At 74.5% G+C, this 20,095-nt stretch carries 19 protein-coding genes; 10 read left to right on the top strand and 9 right to left on the bottom strand.

Annotation, left to right across the window (positions count from 1 at the left end):
• The first annotated feature begins 72 nt into the window (after window positions 1–72).
• The 3 genes from PHK61_RS01675 to PHK61_RS01685 are packed head-to-tail and all read left to right on the top strand — an operon-like array spanning window position 73 to window position 3,243.
• Window positions 73–1,203 carry an alpha/beta hydrolase gene (locus PHK61_RS01675; protein WP_274279223.1) on the top strand — a complete coding sequence of 377 codons (1,131 nt, stop codon included), beginning with the start codon at window positions 73–75 and terminating at the stop codon, window positions 1,201–1,203.
• Window positions 1,200–1,940, top strand: a complete 741-nt coding sequence (locus tag PHK61_RS01680) for an MBL fold metallo-hydrolase (protein ID WP_274279224.1) — start codon at window positions 1,200–1,202, stop codon at window positions 1,938–1,940. Before PHK61_RS01675 ends, PHK61_RS01680 begins: the two co-directional genes overlap by 4 nt.
• Window positions 1,941–1,950: 10 nt before the next feature.
• Window positions 1,951–3,243, top strand: a complete 1,293-nt coding sequence (locus PHK61_RS01685; protein ID WP_274279225.1) for an Nramp family divalent metal transporter — start codon at window positions 1,951–1,953, stop codon at window positions 3,241–3,243.
• A 49-nt stretch (window positions 3,244–3,292) separates the two neighbouring features.
• Here the strand turns inward: PHK61_RS01685 and PHK61_RS01690 are convergent, their stop codons facing one another.
• Window positions 3,293–4,231 (bottom strand): NADP-dependent oxidoreductase, encoded by a 939-nt coding sequence (locus PHK61_RS01690; RefSeq protein WP_274279226.1) that lies wholly within the window; start codon window positions 4,229–4,231, stop codon window positions 3,293–3,295.
• Window positions 4,232–4,266: 35 nt separating this feature from the next.
• Here PHK61_RS01690 and PHK61_RS01695 point away from each other — a divergent pair, with 35 nt between their 5' ends.
• Window positions 4,267–4,758 (top strand): methylated-DNA--[protein]-cysteine S-methyltransferase, encoded by a 492-nt coding sequence (locus PHK61_RS01695; protein ID WP_274279227.1) that lies wholly within the window; start codon window positions 4,267–4,269, stop codon window positions 4,756–4,758.
• Between the two features lie 336 nt (window positions 4,759–5,094).
• Here PHK61_RS01695 and PHK61_RS01700 read toward each other — a convergent pair whose 3' ends face one another.
• Genes PHK61_RS01700 through PHK61_RS01710 form a run of 3 tightly spaced genes read right to left on the bottom strand, consistent with a single transcriptional unit; the run spans window position 5,095 to window position 7,721 of the window.
• Entirely contained in the window at window positions 5,095–5,898 is an 804-nt protein-coding gene (locus PHK61_RS01700) for an SDR family NAD(P)-dependent oxidoreductase (RefSeq protein WP_274279228.1), read from the bottom strand.
• A gap of 2 nt (window positions 5,899–5,900) precedes the next feature.
• Complete coding sequence (locus PHK61_RS01705) at window positions 5,901–6,752, bottom strand: 3-hydroxyacyl-CoA dehydrogenase family protein (RefSeq protein WP_274279229.1); 852 nt, start codon at window positions 6,750–6,752, stop codon at window positions 5,901–5,903.
• 36 nt (window positions 6,753–6,788) lie between these two features.
• On the bottom strand, window positions 6,789–7,721 hold the full coding sequence (locus PHK61_RS01710) for a LysR family transcriptional regulator (protein WP_274279230.1): 933 nt from the start codon (window positions 7,719–7,721) through the stop codon (window positions 6,789–6,791).
• A gap of 110 nt (window positions 7,722–7,831) precedes the next feature.
• On the opposite strand from PHK61_RS01710, the gene PHK61_RS01715 reads away from it, so the two are divergent.
• Complete coding sequence (locus PHK61_RS01715) at window positions 7,832–9,046, top strand: MFS transporter (protein WP_274279231.1); 1,215 nt, start codon at window positions 7,832–7,834, stop codon at window positions 9,044–9,046.
• A gap of 52 nt (window positions 9,047–9,098) precedes the next feature.
• Here the strand turns inward: PHK61_RS01715 and PHK61_RS01720 are convergent, their stop codons facing one another.
• Window positions 9,099–10,013, bottom strand: coding sequence for an AEC family transporter (locus PHK61_RS01720; protein WP_274279232.1), 915 nt, complete (start codon window positions 10,011–10,013; stop codon window positions 9,099–9,101).
• A 55-nt stretch (window positions 10,014–10,068) separates the two neighbouring features.
• On the opposite strand from PHK61_RS01720, the gene PHK61_RS01725 reads away from it, so the two are divergent.
• Window positions 10,069–10,830: an SDR family NAD(P)-dependent oxidoreductase gene (locus PHK61_RS01725; protein WP_274279401.1), complete on the top strand. Its 762-nt coding sequence runs from the start codon at window positions 10,069–10,071 to the stop codon at window positions 10,828–10,830.
• Window positions 10,831–10,850: 20 nt separating this feature from the next.
• The gene (locus PHK61_RS01730) at window positions 10,851–11,537 is read left to right on the top strand and encodes an HhH-GDP family DNA glycosylase (RefSeq protein WP_274279233.1); all 687 of its coding nucleotides are present in this window, start codon (window positions 10,851–10,853) and stop codon (window positions 11,535–11,537) included.
• A gap of 4 nt (window positions 11,538–11,541) precedes the next feature.
• Here PHK61_RS01730 and PHK61_RS01735 read toward each other — a convergent pair whose 3' ends face one another.
• Window positions 11,542–12,363: a helical backbone metal receptor gene (locus PHK61_RS01735; RefSeq protein ID WP_274279234.1), complete on the bottom strand. Its 822-nt coding sequence runs from the start codon at window positions 12,361–12,363 to the stop codon at window positions 11,542–11,544.
• 85 nt (window positions 12,364–12,448) lie between these two features.
• On the opposite strand from PHK61_RS01735, the gene PHK61_RS01740 reads away from it, so the two are divergent.
• Window positions 12,449–13,819, top strand: a complete 1,371-nt coding sequence (locus PHK61_RS01740; RefSeq protein WP_274279235.1) for a wax ester/triacylglycerol synthase domain-containing protein — start codon at window positions 12,449–12,451, stop codon at window positions 13,817–13,819.
• Window positions 13,820–14,009: 190 nt separating this feature from the next.
• Here PHK61_RS01740 and icmF read toward each other — a convergent pair whose 3' ends face one another.
• Window positions 14,010–17,243 carry a fused isobutyryl-CoA mutase/GTPase IcmF gene (icmF, locus tag PHK61_RS01745; RefSeq protein WP_274279236.1) on the bottom strand — a complete coding sequence of 1,078 codons (3,234 nt, stop codon included), beginning with the start codon at window positions 17,241–17,243 and terminating at the stop codon, window positions 14,010–14,012.
• A 187-nt stretch (window positions 17,244–17,430) separates the two neighbouring features.
• On the opposite strand from icmF, the gene PHK61_RS01750 reads away from it, so the two are divergent.
• On the top strand, window positions 17,431–18,192 hold the full coding sequence (locus tag PHK61_RS01750) for a proprotein convertase P-domain-containing protein (protein ID WP_274279237.1): 762 nt from the start codon (window positions 17,431–17,433) through the stop codon (window positions 18,190–18,192).
• A 223-nt stretch (window positions 18,193–18,415) separates the two neighbouring features.
• On the top strand, window positions 18,416–18,571 hold the full coding sequence (locus PHK61_RS01755) for a hypothetical protein (protein ID WP_166660086.1): 156 nt from the start codon (window positions 18,416–18,418) through the stop codon (window positions 18,569–18,571).
• 76 nt (window positions 18,572–18,647) lie between these two features.
• On the opposite strand, the gene PHK61_RS01760 is transcribed toward PHK61_RS01755, so the two are convergent.
• Together PHK61_RS01760 and PHK61_RS01765 are read right to left on the bottom strand one after the other, a co-directional pair.
• Window positions 18,648–19,151 (bottom strand): 2'-5' RNA ligase family protein, encoded by a 504-nt coding sequence (locus tag PHK61_RS01760; RefSeq protein ID WP_274279238.1) that lies wholly within the window; start codon window positions 19,149–19,151, stop codon window positions 18,648–18,650.
• Window positions 19,148–20,017 carry an RluA family pseudouridine synthase gene (locus PHK61_RS01765; RefSeq protein WP_274279402.1) on the bottom strand — a complete coding sequence of 290 codons (870 nt, stop codon included), beginning with the start codon at window positions 20,015–20,017 and terminating at the stop codon, window positions 19,148–19,150. The genes PHK61_RS01760 and PHK61_RS01765 overlap by 4 nt, the downstream gene beginning before the upstream one ends.
• Window positions 20,018–20,095 lie beyond the last annotated feature (78 nt).

Raw genomic sequence — 20,095 nt, forward strand, 5'->3', positions numbered from 1 at the left:
CGCACCACGTGCTCCTGATCACCGGAGCCCGAACCGTCCGCGCGCGGCGCGCGGAGACCCTCGCGTGGTGAGGTGATCGCCGAGGACGCGGAGGGGCGCCGAGTGCTGGTGTGGATGGTGCGCGCGGTGGGGATCGTGTGGCTGCTCGGCGTGCTCGTGGTCGCCGTCGGCACGGCCGCGCCGCGCCTGCCGGTGATCGGGTTCCTCGGCTCGTTCGTCACCGGCCAGTACCCGCTGCACGCCGCCCTCGCCGCCGTCCTCGGGATCGGGCTCGGCGCCGCCGGCTGGGCCCTCGGCGCGCGGGACGGCGCCGTCGTCGCGGTGATCGCCCTGATCGCCGCCGTCGCCCTCGTCGCCGTGTTCGGAGCGCAGACCCGCGGCGTGCGGATCGACTGGTGGGCGGCGCTGACCGTCGTCGGCCAGCCCGACGGGCACCCCGACCGCACCGAGCAGTACGCCGTCGACGAGCTCGGACGGCCCCTGCACCTCGATCTCTACCGGCCCGCCGGCCCCGGCCCGCACCCCGTACTCGTCTGGGTGCACGGCGGCAGCTGGGTCCGCGGCGAGCGCGACGACCGCACCGCGCTCAACCGCTGGCTCGCCGACCGCGGGCACGCCGTCGTCGCCGTGGAGTACCGCCTGCCCCCGCCCGCGCCGGTGGGGGAGGGCCAGCGCCGCGACGTCGCGGCCGCCGCCGCCTGGGCCGTCGCGCACGCCGCCGAGGAGGACCTGGACCCGGGCCGGATCGTCCTCGCGGGCCAGTCGGCAGGCGCCACCCTCGCGCTGAGCACGACGGCCGGCCTCCTCGCCGGCGAGCTCCCCGGTCCGCGGCCGCGCGCCGTCGTCGCCTACTACCCGGTCACCGACCTGCGCCTCGTCGACCGCTCGCTGCAGGACGCCGTGCTCGGCGGACGCGCCGCGCAGCGCCCGGCGCAGACCCGCGCCGGCTCGCCCGTCGACCTCGTGCGCCCCGACCTCCCGCCGACCCTGCTCGTGCTCGGTGCCGCGGATCACTTCGTCCTCCCCGACCGCGTCCGCACCTACGACCGGGCCCTGCGCGCCGCCGGCGTGCCCGGCCGGCTGGTCGAGGTGCCGCACGCCGACCACGTCTTCGACTTCCCCTTCGGCAGCCCGGGCGCGCAGGCGACCCGCCCGCAGGTCGCCGCGTTCCTCGACGAGCACGTCGGGGTGCGCACCCCGTGAGGGTCGAGACGGTCGCCGACGGCGTCCACCTCGTGCGCGCCTCGGCGGTGAACTGGGTGATCGTCGACGACGGCGACGCCATCACCCTGATCGACGGCGGCTACCCGGCCGACGCCGGGGCGCTCGCGGCGTCGCTGGCGGCGGTCGGCCGGACGCCCCAGGACGTCGCCGCCGCCCTGCTCACCCACGCGCACGTCGACCACGTCGGCGGCCTCGCGGCCCTCACCCGGCACCACGACATCCCCGTGCTGACCGGGGAGACCGAGGCCCGCCACGCGCGGCGCGAGTTCCTCGAGCAGGCCGGACCCGCCGACATCGTCCGGAACGCGTGGCGTCCCCGCGTCCTGCTCTGGGCCCTGCACGCCGCCCGCCTCGGCGCCCTCCGGTCGGTCACCCTCCCGGAGGCCCACGCGGCCGGGACCGGGCACCTCCCCGGGCGCCCCGTCCCCGTCGCCACCCCGGGCCACACCAGCGGCCACACCGCCTACCTGCTCCCCGACGCGGGCGTCCTGGTCAGCGGCGACGCCCTGGTCACCGGGCACCCGACGAGCCCGCGCACGGGACCCCAGCGGCTGCCGGCCTTCTTCGACCACGACCCCGAGCAGGCCGCCGGGGCCCTCGACACCCTGGGCACGCTGGACGCCGGCATCCTGCTCCCCGGCCACGGCCCCGCCTGGCGCGGCACCCCGGCCGACGCGGTGCGCCGGGCCTCCCGGCGGGCGGGGGGTCCGTGGTGAACTGCTCCGTATGACCGATCGTGGCACCCAGGACGCCATCGGCGGCCAGCAGACGCGCCGGCGCTGGAGCATCGTCGGCCCGGGCATCGTGGTCGCGGCGACCGGCGTGGGCGCCGGCGACCTCGTCGCGACGCTCGTCGCCGGCGCCGAGTACGGCTACACGCTGCTGTGGGCGGTGGTGCTCGGCGTGGTCGTCAAGATCGCGCTGGCCGAGGCCACGGGACGCTGGCACCTCGCGACCGGCTCGACGATCTTCGCGGGCTGGCGCTCGCTCGGCCCGTGGACGACGGTCTACTTCGTCGTGTACGTGGTGATCTGGGGCTTCGTGTACGGCGCGACGGCGATGACGTCCTCGGCGCTGCCGCTCGCCGCGATGTTCGGCGGGTCGATCCCGGCGTGGGGCATCCCGTGCGGCCTGGTCGGGCTGGTGCTCGTGTGGTTCGGCTCCTACCCCGTCTTCGAGAAGATCATGACGGTGCTGGTCGGCGTCATGTTCGTCGTCGTGGTGGGGCTGGCGATCCTCGTGCTGCCCGACGTCCCGGCGATGCTCGCAGGCCTGCTGCCGACCCTGCCGCAGGGCTCGGGCATCTACACGCTCGGGCTGGTCGGGGGCGTCGGCGGCACGGTGACGATGGCGGCGTACGGCTACTGGGTGAACGCCAAGGGCTGGCGGGACAGCTCGTGGATCAAGGTGATGCGCCTGGACAACCGCGTCGCCTACATCACCACCGGCATCTTCGTCGCGGCCATGCTCGTGGTCGGCGCGGAGCTGCTGTACACCGCGAACATCGCGCTGGTCGAGAGCGACCGCGGCCTGCTCGACCTCGACGCGATCCTCGAGCAGCGCTTCGGCCCGGTGATCGCGACGCTGTTCCTCATCGGGTTCTTCGCGACGTCGTTCTCGTCGCTGCTCGGGGTCTGGCAGGGCGTGAGCCTGCTGGTCACCGACTTCGTGCGGACCCGCCGCGAGGCCGTCGCCCGCACGCCCGACCAGCTCGCCGCCGCGGGCCAGCTCACCGACGACGCCGAGCGCAGCACCCCGTTCCGGCTGTACCTGCTGTGGCTGACGTTCCCGCCGATGGTGCTGCTGTTCCTCGGCCGGCCGTTCGCGCTGGTCGTGGCCTACGGCGCGCTCGGGGCGTTCTTCATGCCGTTCCTGGCGATCACGCTGCTCTGGCTGCTCAACAGCAGCCGCACGCCGCGCGAGTGGCGCAACGGGTGGCTCTCGACGACCCTGCTGATCGGTGCCGGGGTCCTGTTCCTCGTCCTCTGCGCGACCGAGCTGATGGACACGTTCGGCTGAGCACGTGAGCGAACTTCGGGGCCATAGCCCCGAACTTCGCTCACAGGGGTCAGAAGGTGAGGACCAGGCGGCCGCGGACGCCGCCGGCCTCGAGGCGGCGGTGGGCCTCCGGGGCCTTCTCGGCCGGGATGGTGTCGGCGACGCGCGGGGTCAGCACGCCCTCCTCGGCCTGGCGGCGCAGCGTGTCGAGGGCGGCGTGGTCGGTCGCGACGTCGCGCACGAGCACCGGGTGCCAGGTGATCCCGCGCTCGTCGGCACCCCGGTGTCCCCGGACCGTCGCGATCCTCCCGCCGTCGCAGACGGCGTCGAGCAGCGCGTCGCCCTGCAGCGACCCGTCGACCAGGGCGTCGACGCCGCCGGGCTGGCTCTCGCGGATGCGGGCGGCGACGTCGTCACCCCGGCGCACGACGACGTCGGCCCCGAGCGATGCCACCAGCTCCTCGTCGGCCTCCGACGCGTCGGCGACGACGGTGAGCCGGTCGGCCTTCGCGAGCTGCACGACGTAGCCGCCGAGCGCTCCGGCCGCGCCCGTCACCGCCAGGGTCTGCCCGGGCCGCAGCGCCAGGGTGTCCAGGGCGAGGCGCGCGGTGAGCGCGTTCATCGGCAGCGTGGCGGCCTCGACCACCGAGGCCCCCGACGGCGCGCGCACGACCGACCCGGCCGGCACGACGACGTGCTCGGCGTAGGCGCCGTGGCTGCCGTCGGGGACGACGATCGCCATCGCGGCGTCGCCGACGTGCAGCTCGGTGTCGGTGCCCTCGCCGATCTCGTCGACCTCGCCCGCGGCGTCCATGCCCGGCACGTAGGGCGGCGGGTCCTTGCGCTGGCGCTCGGCGCGGGAGCCGTCGCGGGCGAGGGTGTCGGTCGGGTTCACCGCCGCCGCCCGCACCCGGAGGCGGACCTCGCCGGGCCCGGCGTGGGGCTCGGGCAGCTCGACGACCTCGAGGGCGTCCGGCCCTCCGTACTGGTTCACTCCGATGGCGCGCACGTGTGCTGCCTACCCGGTGGGGTAGACCGGGACGCGTGCGCTGCTTCCGCGTCGTCGACAGCCCCATCGGCGCGCTCACCCTGACCTGGGACACCGGCCTCGACGCCGTCGCCGGCCTGCACGTCCACGACCAGCGGGAGCGCGGCCCCGACTCCGCCTTCGGCGAGCCCGACGAGGGCAGGTGCGCCGGGCTCGCCGACCTCGCCGGCGAGCTCGACGAGTACTTCGCCGGCCGGCGGCGGCGTTTCGGGGTGCCCGTCGACCCGCCCGGCACGCCGTTCTCGCGGGCCGTCTGGGCGGCGCTGACCGAGGTGCCCTACGGCGAGGTGACGACGTACGGGGCGCTGGCGGCGGCGGTCGGGCGACCCCGCGCGGCCCAGGCCGTCGGGACCGCGAATGCACGCAATCCGGTCAGCCTGCTCGTTCCGTGTCACCGGGTGGTCAATGCCGCCGGACGTCCCTCGGGAGGGGGACCCGGCATCGCGCGCAAGCGATTGCTGTTGGCGCTGGAGCGGTCGAGCCCTTGACCCCGGGGGCCGCGAGAGTATGTTCAGGGGTGTCGCTGTGGTGCCGATCACACGAGCTGAGGGCTGATCCGCACCGCGCACGCGCCCGAGCTGACCGACCGGATCGAGGTGATGGATTGGACGCAGGGAACACCCCGCACCGCATCACAAGGACCCGGTCGACCCGGCGCCGCACCGCGCACGGGAGCTGATCCACACCAGACTCCACGCCGCTGAGCGCAGACAAGCGGTCGGTGGGACGACCGGGACCGTGCGGGTCCCGAGCTGACACTTCCTCCCAGATCACGAACCGGCGTCCCGATCACGGGGCGCCGGTTCGTGCATGTGAGGGGCTTGTCAGTAGTGCACGACCCCGCGCTCGCCGCCCGCGGCCGCGACGGCGCCGCCGGTGACCGCGACCGCCCGGGGCGAGGCGAGGAACACGACGACGTCGGCCACCTCGTCCGCGGTCATGATCCGTCGCAGGCTGGTGCCCTGCGCGAGCTCCGCGCGGACCTCGGCCTCCGGGAGCCCGGTCGCGGCCATCCGGTCGGCGATCATCCCCGCCGTCCGCTCGGTCTCGGTGTAGCCCGGGTGCACGACGACGACGCCGACGCCGTGCGGCCCGAGCTCGTCGGCGAGGTTGGCGGTCAGCGCCGCGACCCCCACGTTGCGGATCGTCCCCGCGATCGACCCCGTGCGGCGCGCGTTGAGCCCCGAGACGTTGACGATCCGGCCCCAGCCCTGCGCGGTCATGTGCGGTGCCACGGCCCGCGCGGTGCGCAGGTAGCCCAGCACCTTGGTGTCGACCTCGGCGAGCACGGCGTCGTCGGTGAGCTCGGCCAGCGGTGGGATCGGCGCACCGCCGGCCGGCCGCGCGGCGGCGTTGACCAGCACGTCCACCCCATCGAGCTCGTCGACCACCCGCGCGACCATCGCGCGCACCGACGCGTCGTCGGTGGTGTCGGCGACGATCGGCACCACGCGCCACGCCGGGCCGGCCGCCCGCACCCGGCCCGCCGCGATCTCCAGCGCGTCGGCGTCGCGGGCCACCAGGACGACGTGCGCGCCCTCGGTCGCGAGCTCCCGCGCGCACGACAGGCCGATCCCGCGCGAGGCGCCCGTGACGATCGCGACCCGGCCGCCGAGTCCCAGCTCCACGCTCAGCTCCAGTCGTAGAAGCCGCGCCCGGACTTCTGCCCGAGCTCGCCGCGCTCCACCTTGTCGCGCAGCAGCTGGGGCGGGGTGAAGCGCGGACCCAGCTCGCGGGTGAGGTGCTCGGCGATGGCGAGGCGCACGTCCAGCCCGACCACGTCGGTGAGGCGCAGCGGGCCCATCGGCCAGCGGTAGCCCAGTTGCATGCCCGTGTCGATGTCCTCCGGGCTCGCCACGCCCTCCTCGACCATGCGGATGGCCTCGAGGCCGACGGTGAGGCCGAGCCGCGAGGTCGCGAAGCCGGGGGCGTCGTTGACGACGATCGCGGTCTTGCCCAGCGCCTCGACCCACTCGCGGGTCGCCGTCGTCGTGGCCTCCGAGGTGCCCGGGTGCACCACCAGCTCGACGAGCTTCTGCGCCGGCACCGGGTTGAAGAAGTGCATCCCGATGACGCGGTCGCCGGGCAGGTCGGCGGCGATCGCCCCGATCGACAGCGACGACGTGTTCGACGCGAGCACCGCCTCCGGGCAGGCGCGCGCGGCCCCGCCGAGCACCGTCTGCTTGATGTCGACGCGCTCGGGCACGGCCTCCACGACCAGCGCGGTGTCGCCGGGCAGCTCGTCGACGGCGGTGGACATCGTCAGGCGTTCGAGCAGGTCGTCGCGGCCCACGCCCTCGGGGAGCTTGCCGCGCCGGGCGGCGCCGTCGAGGCTCGCCTCCACCGCCTGTCGCGACGCGTCCACGCGGGCCGCGTCCGCCTCCACCAGCACCACGGGGGAGCCGGCGGCGAGCAGGACGTGGGCGATCCCGGCGCCCATCGTCCCGCCGCCGATGACGGCGGTCGTCGGGCGTGCATCCATGCGGGGTGACCTCCTGGTCGATCGGGGCAGCCCGTGTCATAGCACGGCGGGGCCCCGCAGCGCCGCCGTGACGTGGTCGGGCACGAGGACCGCGTACCGGGCCACGTCGGCGGCGAAGCGGTTGGTCAGCGCGTCCGGCTCGGCGCCGGTGTAGGCCGCGAGCTCGCGCTCGACGCGGGGGAGCGGGCGCGCGATCGTCCCCGCGAACACCGGGGGGACGATCGCCGCCGGCACCAGCGACGGGCCGATCCCCGCGGCGGTGAGCAGCGGGGCGACCGCGGTCTGCTCGGTGCGCACGGCGACCTGGGGCCGGTAGCCCGCCTGCTCGCACGCGTCGAGCAGGACGTCGGCCAGCGCGTGGTCCGGGGCGTACTGCACCCAGGGGACGTGCTCGAGGCGGCGCAGCGCGATCTCCCCGCCGGCGGGCGCCATCACGTCGTCGGCGCCGAGGTTGGGCGGCAGCAGCACGACCATCTCCTCGTGGCCGAGGGAGCGCAGGCGTCCGCGCCACTGCGGCGGCACGGGGCCGACGCCGATGTCGGCCTGACCCTCCCGGACCGCGGCGGCGAGGGTGTCGCCGTGCCGGTGCTCGAAGAGGCGCACGGTGACGTCGGGGTTCTCCGCGCGCCACCGCCGCAGCACGCCCGGCAGCAGGCCCAGGCTCACGGAGTAGACGCAGGCGATGCGCAGCTCGCCGCCCTCGGAGCCGGTGACCTGGCGGGCGGCGGCGCTGCCGCGCTCCGCGGCCGTCACGGCGGCGCGGGCGTGGGGGAGCAGGGCCCGCCCGGTCGGGGTGAGAGCCACCGCACGCGGCAGGCGGCTGAACAGTGAGCCGCCCAACTCCTTCTCGAGCGCCGCGATCTGCTGCGACAGGCCGGGCTGGCTGACGAACAGCCGGTCAGCGGCCCGCGTGAACGAGCCCTCGTCGACGACGGCGACGAAGGACTCGAGCTGGCGCAGGGTCGGCATCAGATCAGCTTATGCGATCTGTGGCTGAGCTTCTTCGACTTATGACGGCAGGTCGCTGACGGTGGATGACGTCGGATGAAGACCAGTCGTCCACCCCCGAGGAGCTCCCCGTGCCTCTGGCCCTGCTCGCCCTCGCCCTGGGCACCTTCGGTATCGGCACCACCGAGTTCGTGATCATGGGCCTGCTGCCCGACGTCGCGGCCGCTCTCGGCGTGCCCGTGTCCGAAGCCGGCCACCTCGTGTCCGCCTACGCCGCCGGCGTCGTGGTCGGCGCGCCGCTGCTCGCCGGTGCCATGGTGAAACTGCCCCGCCGCACCGTGCTCATGGCGCTGATGGCCGTCTTCGCGGTCGGCAACCTGCTCTCCGCGGTCGCGCCCGGGATCGGGTCGCTGATGGCCGTCCGCTTCCTGACCGGCCTGCCGCACGGCGCGTTCTTCGGCGCCGCGTCGGTGGCCGCCGCCGCCATGGTCGGCCGGGACCGCCGCGCCACCGCCGTCTCGCGCGTCTTCCTGGGCCTGACCATCGCCAACGTGGTCGGCGTCCCGCTCGGCACCCTGCTCGGCCAGGCGGCCGGGTGGCGCGCGACCTTCGCGGTGGTCGGCGTGATCGGCCTGGTGGCCGTGGCCGGCGTCGCCGCGTTCGTCCCCGCCGCCGCGCCCGCCGCCACCGGGAAGGGCGTGCTGCGCACCGAGGTCGCGACCCTGCGCCACCCGCAGGTCGTGCTCTCGCTGGCCGCCGTCGTGTTCGGCTTCGGCGCCATGTTCGCCTGCTACAGCTACGTGACGCCGATGCTCACCGAGGTGGGCGGCTTCTCCGCCACGACGGTCACCGTGCTGCTCGCCGTGGTCGGGCTCGGCATGACCGCGGGCTCGGTGCTCGGCGGGCGCGCCGCCGACCGGGCGCCGATGGCCACCCTCTACGTGTGCCTGCTGGCGCTGGCCGGCGTGCTGGTGAGCTTCGTGGTCACCGTGCACCACCCGGTGCTCGCGATCCTGTCGCTGTTCGGGGCGGGCATGTTCTCGCTGGCCCTCGGCCCGGCGATCCAGACCCGCATCCTCGACCTCGTCGGCGACGCGCCCACGATGGCCTCGGCGGCGATCCAGTCGGCGTCGAACATCGCCAACTCGCTGGGTGCCTGGCTCGGCGGGATGGTCATCGCCGCGGGCCTGGGCTACCTGGCCCCGACGATCGTCGGCGCGACCCTCGCCGTCGCCGGCCTCGCGGTGCTGATGCTCTCGGGCGGCCTCGAGGTCCGCGGCCGCCGCCGGACCGCCGCCGAAGCCCCGGAGCCCGCTGCGCCGGAACGCGCCCTGGCGGCGGCCTGACGGCCTACGTGAGCGAACTTCGGGGCTATAGCCCCGAAGTTCGCTCACATGGCTAGAGCGCCACCAGCAGGAGCACGGGCACGCTCACGATCGTCGTGAGGAGCGCGGCGTCGCGGGCCAGCGGCACCCCGGTCGCGAAGCGCACCGCGTAGCCGAAGACGTTCTGCGCCGTGGGCAGGGCCGCGCTCACCACGACCGCGAGCAGCGCCGGGCCCGTGAGCCCGAACGCCGACCCGATCAGCCAGGCCAGGAACGGGTGCACGAGGTTCTTGAGCACGATCACCGCGCCCAGGCACACCGGGTCGTCGCGCCCGGGGCGCTGGGCGTGGGCCAGCGAGAGCCCGAACGCCAGCAGCATCGCCGGCACTGCGAGGTCGGCGAGCAGTTCGACGGGCTCGAGCAGGCCCTCGGGCACGTGCACCCCGGCCACGTTGAGCAGCAGGCCCGCGAGCGTCGCGAGCAGCAGCGGGTTGCGCAGCGGCGCCAGCAGCGCCCCGCCCACCCCGGGGTCCTCGCCCCGGCGCCGGGCCGCGACGACGTCGAGCAGGGTCGTGTAGGCGGGCGTGAGCACCGCCAGCTGGAAGATCAGCGAGGGCGCGATCTCCGCGGCGCTGCCCAGCGCGTACGTGGCGATCGGGATGCCGAGGTTGCCGGCGTTGAGGTAGCCGCTGGCCATCGAGCCGACCACGGTCTCGCCGCGCGGGCGCCGCCGCACCATGCCGACCGGGATGTAGAGCAGGCACACGGCGATCGCCGCGAGCGCGGTGACGACGAGCCCGGTCGAGAGCACCCGGGCCACGTCGGCGCGCAGGAGCGTGACGAACAGCAGCGCCGGGCTGGCCACGAAGAACGCGGTGCGCGAGAGCGTCTCGGTCGCCCCGTCGGGCAGCACGCCCAGGCGCCCCACGAGCACCCCGACGGCGACGACGACGCCGATCACGAGGAACCCCGTCAGCACGCCGCTCACCCGCACATCACCGCCCGAGCCTAGGGAGCCGACCGTGCCCTACGGTCCTGTGACCATGGGCATCCTCGACCGCTTCCGACTCGACGACCGCGTCGCCGTGATCACCGGCGCCTCCTCCGGGCTGGGCGTGGTGTTCGCCACCGCCCTGGCCGAGGCGGGCGCCGACGTCGTCCTCGGGGCGCGGCGTACCGAGAAGCTCGAGGACACGCGCCGCGCGGTGGAGGAGCGCGGCCGCCGGTGCGTCACCGTGCGCACCGACGTCTCGTCGCCCGAGGACTGCCGCGCGCTGGCCGACGCCGCGATGAGCGAGCTCGGCCGCCTCGACGTCCTGGTCAACAACGCCGGCATCGGCACCGCCTACCCGGCCACCAAGGAGACCCCGGAGCAGTTCCGCGAGGTCATCGACATCAACCTCAACGGCAGCTACTGGATGGCCCAGGCCGCGGCGCGCCACATGCAGCCCGGCAGCTCGATCATCAACGTCTCCAGCATCCTCGCGCTGACCACCGCCGGCCTGCCGCAGGCCGCGTACGCGTCGTCGAAGGCCGGGGTGATCGGGCTCTCCCGCGACCTCGCCCAGCAGTGGACGCCCCGCAAGGGCATCCGGGTGAACGCGCTGGCGCCCGGCTTCTTCACCTCGGAGATGACCGACAGCTACCAGGAGGGCTACCTCGAGACGATGATGCCGCGGATGCTCAGCGGGCGGATCGGCGATCCCGAGGAGCTCGCGGCGGCCGTGGTGTTCCTCGCCTCGGACGCCGGGTCCTACGTCACCGGGACCACGCTCACGGTCGACGGGGGCGTCACGACGACCTGAGGACGGGTAGCCCCGCGCCCATGGACGACACGCTGGCCGAGGAGCAGAAGCTGACCGCCCGCGCCGTGCTCGCGCGCGAGGGCCGGGGGTTCGCCGAGGAGATCGGGCTGGGGCGCACCAACAACCCGGCGAGCCTCTTCGGGCTGCTCGTCGCGGCGGTCCTCGTGGCCCCGCGCGGCGAGAGCAGCGGCGCGGCGAAGGCGGCGCACGAGGTGACCAACCGCTGGCACACGGCCACCGACCTGGCCGCCGCGAGCGAGCAGGACGTCGCCAAGGAGCTCGGCGCCGCGGTGGAGGGCATCGACCGCGGCGACGGCGACGACACGGCCTCGGACGCCGCCGCGACGCTGGTCGCCCTCGCGGGCGCGCTCGCGCAGGACCGGGGCGGCGACCTGCGCACGCTGCGCGAGGAGGCGGGGCAGGACCCGGCCCGGGAGCGCCGGCTGCTCACCGCCCTGCCCGGGGTGGACGACGGCGTCGCCGACGTGTTCCTGCGCGAGGTGCAGGTGCTCTGGAACGAGGTCGCCCCGTTCGCCGACACCCGCGCGCTGCGCGCCGCCTCCGCCCTCGGGCTGGGCGAGAGCGCCGAGGACCTCGCGCGCTACGGCGAGCAGCCCGAGAAGATCGGTCGCCTCGCCGGCGCGCTCGCCCGCATCGACCTCGAGGGCTCCCACGACGAGGTGCGCCGGGCCGCCGCGTCGTCGTAGCGGGTCAGCGGGCCGCCGCGGTGTCCCCGGCGGCGGCCAGCTGCGCGGGCAGCACGCGCGCGGCCTCCAGCAGGCTGGGGCCGTACCAGGTCAGCAGCCGGCCGCTGACCAGCACCGACGGGGCGTCGAAGGCCTCCGGTCCGTCGTCGGCGGTGAACCGGTAGGGCTCGTCGGGGAGCACGACGAGGTCGTGCTCGGGGAGCTCGGCCGGGTCGAAGCGCGGGTAGCGCTCGTCGCCCGCGTCGTTCGCCGTGGTCGAGCTCCGCCGCGCCGCGTCTCCCCCCAGCACGTTGTCCACCCCGAGGCGCGCCAGCACCGCGCCGGTGAAGGTGTCGGGGCCGACCGCCATCCAGGGCTTGCGCCAGATCGGCACCACGGCGCGGCGCGGGGCGTCGGGCAGGGGTAGCGAGTCCCAGGCCGCGCGGGCCCCGTCGATCCACGCCGGGCGCTCCAGGCCGCAGGCGGCGAGCATCCGCTCCAGCGAGCGCAGGGCGCCGTCGACCGTGCGGATGTCGGTGACGTACACCGCGAGCCCGGCCTCGCGCAGCTTCTCGAGCTCGGCGGGCTTGTTCTCCTCCGCGTTGGCCAGCACGAGGTCCGGCCGCAGCGCGACGATCGCCTCGATGTCGGGGTTCTTGGTGCCCCGCACCCGCGTGATCCCGTGCTCGTCGAGGTCGTCGGGGTGCGTGCACCAGTCGGTCGCGCCCACCAGCAGACCCGGCTCGGTGACCCCCACCGCCTCGGTGAGCGACGGGACGAGGCTGACCACCCGGCCGACGGTGGCGGGCAGGGGGATGCGGCGGCCCTCGTCGTCGATCACGTTCATGCCTCCAGGGTGCCGCAGGAAGCGCTCGAATGGTGTCCGATACCGTCGGTACCGCCATCACACCGTGAGCGGAGGCACACGAACCGTGGATCGTTGGGCGTCGGGCATCGACACCGCGTGGCTGCAGCTCGAGCAGCCCACCAACCGGATGGTGGTGCACGGGATCCTCTTCTGTGCGGGTCCGGTCGACGTCGAGGTGCTGCGCGAGCGGGTCCGGGAGCGGTGGGTCGCGGTCTACCCGGGGCTGCGGCAGCGCCCGGTGTGGCCGGCCGGCGGCCTCGGCCCGGTGCGCTGGACCGACCACGACCCCGATCTCACCGCCCACGTCGACACCGTCGCGCTCGAGGCGCCCGGGGACGACGCCGCGCTGGCCCGGCACGTCGGCGCGCTCATGTCGCGCCCGCTGCCCGAGGACCGGCCGTGGTGGGCGATGCACGTGCTCACGGGCCGGGCGGGGGACGGCAGCGCCGTCGTCGTCAGCATCCACCACGGGCTCGCCGACGGGGTGGCGCTCAACCACCTGTTCCACGCCCTCGCCGACGAGGCGCCGGGCACGGAGGAGGGCACCCCCGTCGCCTACGCCGCCCCGCCGAAGCGCCGGCACGGCGTCCGCGACGTCCGCCTCGTGCGCCGCGAGATCCCCGCGCGCCTGCGCCGGTTGACCCGCACGGTCGCGGGGTCGTCACGTCCCGGCGGTGCGCGGGAGCTCGCCGCCACCGGCCGGGCGATCGGACGGTCGACGGCGCTCATCGCCCGCCCGCCCGCCGACGCCCGGACCGCGCTGCAGGGCGAGCTGGGCGAGGCGAAGGCCGCGCGCTGGACCCGCGGCGTGGACCTCGAGGCCGTCAAATGGGCCGGCAAGGAGCACGGGGCGAGCGTCAACGACGTGTTGTGCGCGGCCATCGCCGGCGCGCTGCGGGCGTACCTGGGGGAGGACACCCCGCGTCTGCGGGCGGTGATGCCGACCAACCTGCGCCGCCTCGACCGGCCGGTGTCGCACTGGCTGGGCAACGAGTTCGGCCTCGTGCTCCCGACCATCCCGACCGACGAGCCCGACCTCGCCCGTCGGGTCGAGCGCATGCACCGGACGATGGCGCAGATCAAGCGCACCAACCAGGCGCTGGCGACGTTCATCGGCATCGCCGGCGCCGGTCACGGCCGCGCCGCCTGGACCCGGGCGCTCGTGGGCCGCTACGCCGAGGCCGCGACGTTGATCATCACCAACGTCCCCGGCCCGGCGCGCGAGCTCACCCTCGCCGGGACACCGGTCCGCGACCTCCTGTTCTGGGTGCCCTGCTCCGGTCGGCTCGCCCTCGGCGTGAGCATCCTGAGCTACGCGGGCCGCGTGCGCCTCGGCGTGGCCGCGGACACGGGGGTGCTGGGCGGCGAGGAGGGCGTCGACCGGTTCGTGGCGGCGCTCGACGACCAGGTCGCGGCGCTGTCCGCAGACACCTAGCTACGCCGCGTGAGCTACCGGGCGCGTCTCGTGATGACAGGTGCTGAGCGCGTTGACCGTCCTCGCGCTGTTCCCCGTGCTCCCCGAGCGGTGACGCGACGACGACCGTCCCGACGGTCCTGTCCACCGCGCCGACGCCGGGCCCTGGTTCGAGCGTCGGTGACAGCTCACGAGCCCGGGGCGCGTCGTTCTACATCGAGCGGCGGTACTGCCCGCCGACCTCGAAGAACGCGTCGGTGAGCTGGCCCAGGGTGCACACGCGGGCCGCCGACATGAGCTCGTCGAAGACGTTCGCGCCCGAGGTCGCCGCGTCCTGCAGCCGGCGCAGGGCCTCGGGCGCGGTGTCGGCGTGGCGCGACTGGAAGTCTGCGACCCGCTGGAGCTGGCCCTTCTTCTCCTCCTCGGTGCCGCGGGCGAGCTCGAGCTCGTGGCCCTCCTCCTCGCCGTCCTCCGGCGGCAGGAACGTGTTGACGCCGACGATGGGCAGCGAGCCGTCGTGCTTGCGCGACTCGTACAGCATCGACTCGTCCTGGATCTTGCCGCGCTGGTAGCCCGTCTCCATGGCGCCGAGCACGCCGCCGCGCTCGGCGATGGAGTCGAACTCCTGGAGCACGGCCTCCTCGACGAGGTCGGTGAGCTCGTCGATGACGAACGACCCCTGCAGCGGGTTCTCGTTCATCGACAGGCCCCACTCGCGGTTGATGATCAGCTGGATCGCCAGCGCGCGCCGCACAGACTCCTGCGACGGGGTGGTGACGGCCTCGTCGTAGGCGTTGGTGTGCAGGGAGTTCGCGTTGTCGTAGAGCGCGCAGAGCGCCTGCAGCGTCGTGCGGATGTCGTTGAAGTTCATCTCCTGCGCGTGCAGGGACCGGCCCGAGGTCTGCACGTGGTACTTCAGCTTCTGGCTGCGCTCGTTGGCCCCGTAGCGCTCCCGCATCGCGACCGACCAGATGCGCCGCGCGACCCGGCCGATCACCGAGTACTCGGCGTCCATGCCGTTGGAGAAGAAGAACGACAGGTTGGGCGCGAAGTCGTCGATGTCCATGCCGCGCGCGAGGTAGGACTCGACGTAGGTGAACCCGTTGGCCAGCGTGAACGCGAGCTGGCTGATGGGGTTCGCCCCGGCCTCGGCGATGTGGTAGCCGGAGATCGACACCGAGTAGAAGTTGCGCACCTGGTGGCGGATGAACCACTCCTGGATGTCGGCCATCATCCGCAGCGAGAACTCGGTGGAGAAGATGCAGGTGTTCTGGCCCTGGTCCTCCTTGAGGATGTCGGCCTGCACCGTGCCGCGCACGTTGCGATACGCGTGCTCGGCGAGCTCGGCGCGCTTCTCGTCCGACGGCTGCTCGCCGTGCTCCTCGACGTAGGCGTCCACCTGCTGGTCGACGGCGGTGTTGAGGAAGTACGCGAGGATCGCCGGCGCCGGGCCGTTGATCGTCATCGACACCGAGGTCGTCGGCGAGGTGAGGTCGAAGCCCGAGTAGAGGACCTTCATGTCGTCCAGCGAGGCGATGGACACCCCGGACGTGCCGACCTTGCCGTAGACGTCGGGCGGGGTCGCCGGGTCGTGGCCGTAGAGGGTCACCGAGTCGAACGCGGTCGAGAGGCGCTTGGCCGGCGAGTCCTGCGAGAGGTAGTGGAAGCGCCGGTTGGTGCGGAACGCGTCGCCCTCGCCGGCGAACATGCGTGCCGGGTCCTCGCCCTCGCGCTTGAACGAGAACACCCCGGCGGTGAACGGGAAGTGCCCGGGCAGGTTCTCCTTGCGCAGGAAGCGCAGGACCTCCTCGTCGGCGGTGAACGGGGGCAGCGAGACCCTGTTGACCTTGTTGCCCGAGAGCGTCTCGCGCGTCAGCTGCGTGCGCAGCTCCTTGTCGCGCACGTGCACGACCATCTCGTCGCCGGCGTAGGCCTCGACGGTCTCCGGCCAGGCGTCGAGCAGGCTCGCGGCCTCGCCGGGCAGGTCGCGCTCGGCCTCGGCGAGCACGGCGGGCAGCTCGCCCGCCTCGCGGTCGCCGAGGGCCTCGGCGGCGGTGCGCAGCGCCGCGCGTCGCCGGGCCGCGGCGACCATCGCGGCCGTCTCCTCGTGGTAGCCGCGCACCGTGCCGGCGATGTCGGCGAGGTAGCGGGCGCGCTCCGGCGGGATCGAGGCCGCGAAGTCGGTGGAGACCTTCGAGTCCGGGATCGTGAGCCGGCCCTCGCCGATCGTCAGCCCGTGCTCGCCGAGCATCGTGCGCAGGTAGCCGTAGAGCGCGGTGACCCCGTCGTCGTGGAAGGTCGCGGCGCTGGTGCCGAAGACCGGCATGTCCTCCCACGACGCGGAGAACGCGTCGCGGTTGCGGACGAGCTGGCGCGACACGTCGCGGCGGGCGTCGTCGGCCCCGCGCCGCTCGAACTTGTTGATCGCGACCGCGTCCGCGAAGTCCAGCATGTCGATCTTCTCGAGCTGGGACGCGGCGCCGAACTCCGGCGTCATGACGTAGAGGGACGCGTCGACGAAGTCGACGATGCCGGCGTCGCCCTGGCCGATCCCGGGGGTCTCGACGATGACGAGGTCGGCGCCCGAGGCGCGCAGCAGCAGGATCGCGTCCGCGAGGTTCTCGGGCAGCGTCCCCCCGCCGCCGCGGCTGGCCATCGAGCGGAAGTAGACCTGCGCCCCGCCGAGCGAGTTCATGCGGATGCGGTCGCCGAGCAGCGCCCCGCCGCCCTTGCGCCGGGTCGGGTCGACGGCGAGCACCGCGATCCGGAGCTTGTCCTCCTGGTCGAGGCGGAAGCGGCGCACCAGCTCGTCGGTGAGCGACGACTTGCCCGAGCCGCCGGTGCCCGTGATGCCCAGGACCGGCACGCTCCTGCCCTCGATCGCCGTCCGCGCGCGGTCGCGGACCTCGTCGGGCAGGGCGCCCGCCTCGGCGACCGACAGGGCGCGGGCGAGCGTGGCGGGCTCGCCGGTGAAGACGCCGTCCCAGCTCGAGGGCGGCTGGGCGCCGAGGTCGACGTCGCACGCCTCGATCATCGTGTTGATCATCCCCGGCAGGCCCATGCGCTGGCCGTCGCTCGGGGAGAAGATGTGCGCCACGCCGTGGGCGTGCAGCTGGTCGATCTCGTCCTGGACGATGACGCCCCCGCCGCCGCCGTAGACCTTCACGTGCCCGGCGCCGCGCTCGCGCAGCAGGTCGACGAGGTACGAGAAGTACTCGACGTGCCCGCCCTGGTAGGAGCTGATCGCCACGCCCTGGGCGTCCTCCTGGATCGCCGCGGTGACCACCTCGTCCACCGAGCGGTTGTGCCCCAGGTGCACGACCTCCGCGCCCTGGCGCTGGAGGATCCGCCGCATGATGTTGATCGCCGCGTCGTGCCCGTCGAACAGGCTCGCCGCGGTGACGAAGCGGATCGGGTGGGTCGGGACGTACAGCTCGTCCGTCATGCTTCCTCGCAGTCCAGGTCGGCGCTCCGGGCAAATAGTAGGACGTCAAAGCTTTTCCGGCCAGCGACGCGCGTCACTCACCGAACGAAGTCGTCACTGAGCTGAACGAGTGAAGAATGCGCGGTGGGGTCCGGGATTTGATTACCGTGCGTCGAGACACTCGCCCGCTCATCCCCCGGAGCGCCCCATGAGCACCGTCCTCCCGCCGTCGTGGTCCCCCGGCGACGGGGAGCCGTCGTCGCAGCCGACCTCCGCCGTCGGCCAGGGCCCCGCGGCGGCTCGGCCCACGACGGTGGTCGGTCACACCCCACCGGGGCACGGCGGAGCTCCGCCCGCATTCGGGCAGGCGCCGTCCGGGCCGGTGGGCCGCGCGGCGCCGGCCCCGGGCGCCTACCCGCCGCCCCCGTACATCCCGCCCCCCACCGGCACCCTCCCCGGCGTCGGCTCCGCCCCGGCGGGACCGCCGCCGCCGCGGCGGCGCGGCTGGATCGGCTGGCTGGTCGGCGGCGTGGCCCTGGTCCTCGTCGCCGGCATCGTCGCCATGGTGGTGCTGCTCTCGGGCGGCGGCACCCTGATCGGGGTGTCGACGGCCGCCGTCCCGATCCCCGACGCCGATCCGGCGGGGGTCACCGACGTGATCGCGCTCGACGGCTCCGGGCAGGTGCAGAGCATCCACGTCGAGGCCTCGCTGACCCATCCGTTCACGTGCGACGTGACCGTCACGCTGATCTCGCCGCAGGGCACCCCCGCCACGCTCGCCGACCCGCAGGACTGCAGCCGGGCGAACCCGGGTCTGCAGATCGGTCTGGACAGCGCCACCCCGGGCAGCCCGCTCGCCCCGTTCGTCGGCGAGCAGGCCGGCGGACAGTGGCGCCTGCAGGTCGTCGACGGCGTCGGCATCGACCAGGGCCAGCTGACCGGTTGGGGTCTCACGGTCCGGACGGACTAGCGGACGTCGGGCGGCCGGCGGCGCGGCGAGCGTCACGCCGTCGGCTCTCGACGATCACCGATCGAGTCGGCGCGTCCCGCGATTCTCACGAAGGAGCGGTTTCGCCGCCGACAACGTCCACCGGACGCGTGAGCGAGAATGCTCCGAATGCCGAGGTTCCTCCCCGATCCGGCCGGGTATCAGGCTGGCCCCACCCCGAGGGACTTCGTACCAAGGAGAAGCAGTGATCATTCTCGGCGTCATTCTCATCATCATCGGAGCCGTCACCGGCATCTCGATCCTCTACACGATCGGCGCCATCCTCGCGGTCGTCGGCCTCATCCTGACGATCCTGGGCGCCGTCGGCCGTGGTGTGGGTGGCCGCAAGACCTACTTCTAGGCGGCCTGTGCCGGAGGCATCTGAACGACCCACGGCCCGTCCCCGGCGAGGGGGACGGGCCGTTCTGTCCCCGGGGTCAGCCCCGGAACGCGTACTCGCCGGCGGCCTCCCACGGCCCGCCGCGGTAGTGCCACAGCCCGAGCCCGGTGATCGTCGCCGTCCAGGGCCGGTGCTGCGCCGCGAGCTCGGCGAGCGTGGCCCGCGCCGTCTGCGGGTCGACCTTGTTCTGCACGGTGACGTGGGCCCGCAGCCGGGCCGCGTCCTGGCGCGTGAGGTCGTCGGCGAAGGCCCGCTGGATGCGCCCGTGCACCTCCGCGAGGCCCGGCGCGTCGACCGGGTGCGCGACGCCGCGCCCCAGCGAGATCGGCCCCCCGATCCCGGCGGCCAGCGGTGCCCGCCCGGTGACCTCGTCGAGGACCGCGGACACCGCGTCGAACCGCTCGCCGGGCAGGGCGTGGAAGAGCGTCAGGTGCGCGCCGACGACCCGCCGCCCGGACGGGAACCAGCGGCGCCGGCGCGCGTCGAGCTCGTCCTGGCTCGCGGCGTCGAACAGGGCGGTGACGACGAGCGGATCGGTCACGGTCCCGCCTCCCAGCCCGCGGGATCGTCCCAGGCCTGCAGCGTGCGGCGGCTCGTGAACACCCGCTCCTGCCCGGTGCGCGGGTCCGGGAACGCCAGCTCGCGGGCCAGCAGCTGGAGCGGCGCGCGGAAGTCGTCGAGCGGGACGTCGCGCACCGCGGGGTAGAACGGGTCGCCGAGCAGCGGCAGGCCGAGCGAGGCCATGTGCACGCGCAGCTGGTGGGTGCGTCCCGTGCGCGGCGTCAGCCGGTAGCGGGTCCGCCCCTCCCGCGCCTCGACCAGCTCCACCAGCGTCTCCGCGTTCGGCTCGCCGGGCACCTCGGCGGCGGTGACCACCCCGCGCTCCTTGACGATGCGGCTGCGCACCACGCGCGGCAGGTCCAGCGCGGGGTCGTGCGGGGCGATCGCCTCGTAGGCCTTGCCGACCCGCCGGTCGCGGAAGAGGTTCTGGTAGGTCCCGCGCCGCGCCGGTTCGACGACGAACAGCACGAGGCCCGCGGTGACCCGGTCCAGGCGGTGCGCGGGGCTCAGCATCGGGAGCCCGAGGCGGTGGCGCAGCCGGACCAGCGCGGTCTCCCGCACGTGGCGCCCGCGGGGGATCGTGGCGAGGAAGTGCGGCTTGTCGACGACGACGATCTCGTCGTCGCGGTGCAGGACGTGGAGCTCGAAGGGCACCGGCGCCTCGTCGGGCAGGTCGCGGTGGAACCAGATCACCGAGCGGGGCACGAACGGCGCGTCCGGCCCGAGCGGCCCGTCGTGGTCGACGACCCGGCCCTCGGCGAGCATCGCGTCGACGCGGGCGGGCGGGACGGGCAGCCGGTCGACGAGGTGCTCGCGCAGCGTCGCCCACGGGCCGTCGTCGGGCATCCGCACCCGCGCCGGGTCGAGCCCGTCGCGCGGCGGGAGCGGCGGGCTGCGGCGGGGCACGGACCGAGACTACGGATC

This window comes from Actinomycetospora lutea (genome assembly GCF_028737205.1).
In the GTDB taxonomy this organism is placed as follows: domain Bacteria; phylum Actinomycetota; class Actinomycetes; order Mycobacteriales; family Pseudonocardiaceae; genus Actinomycetospora; species Actinomycetospora lutea.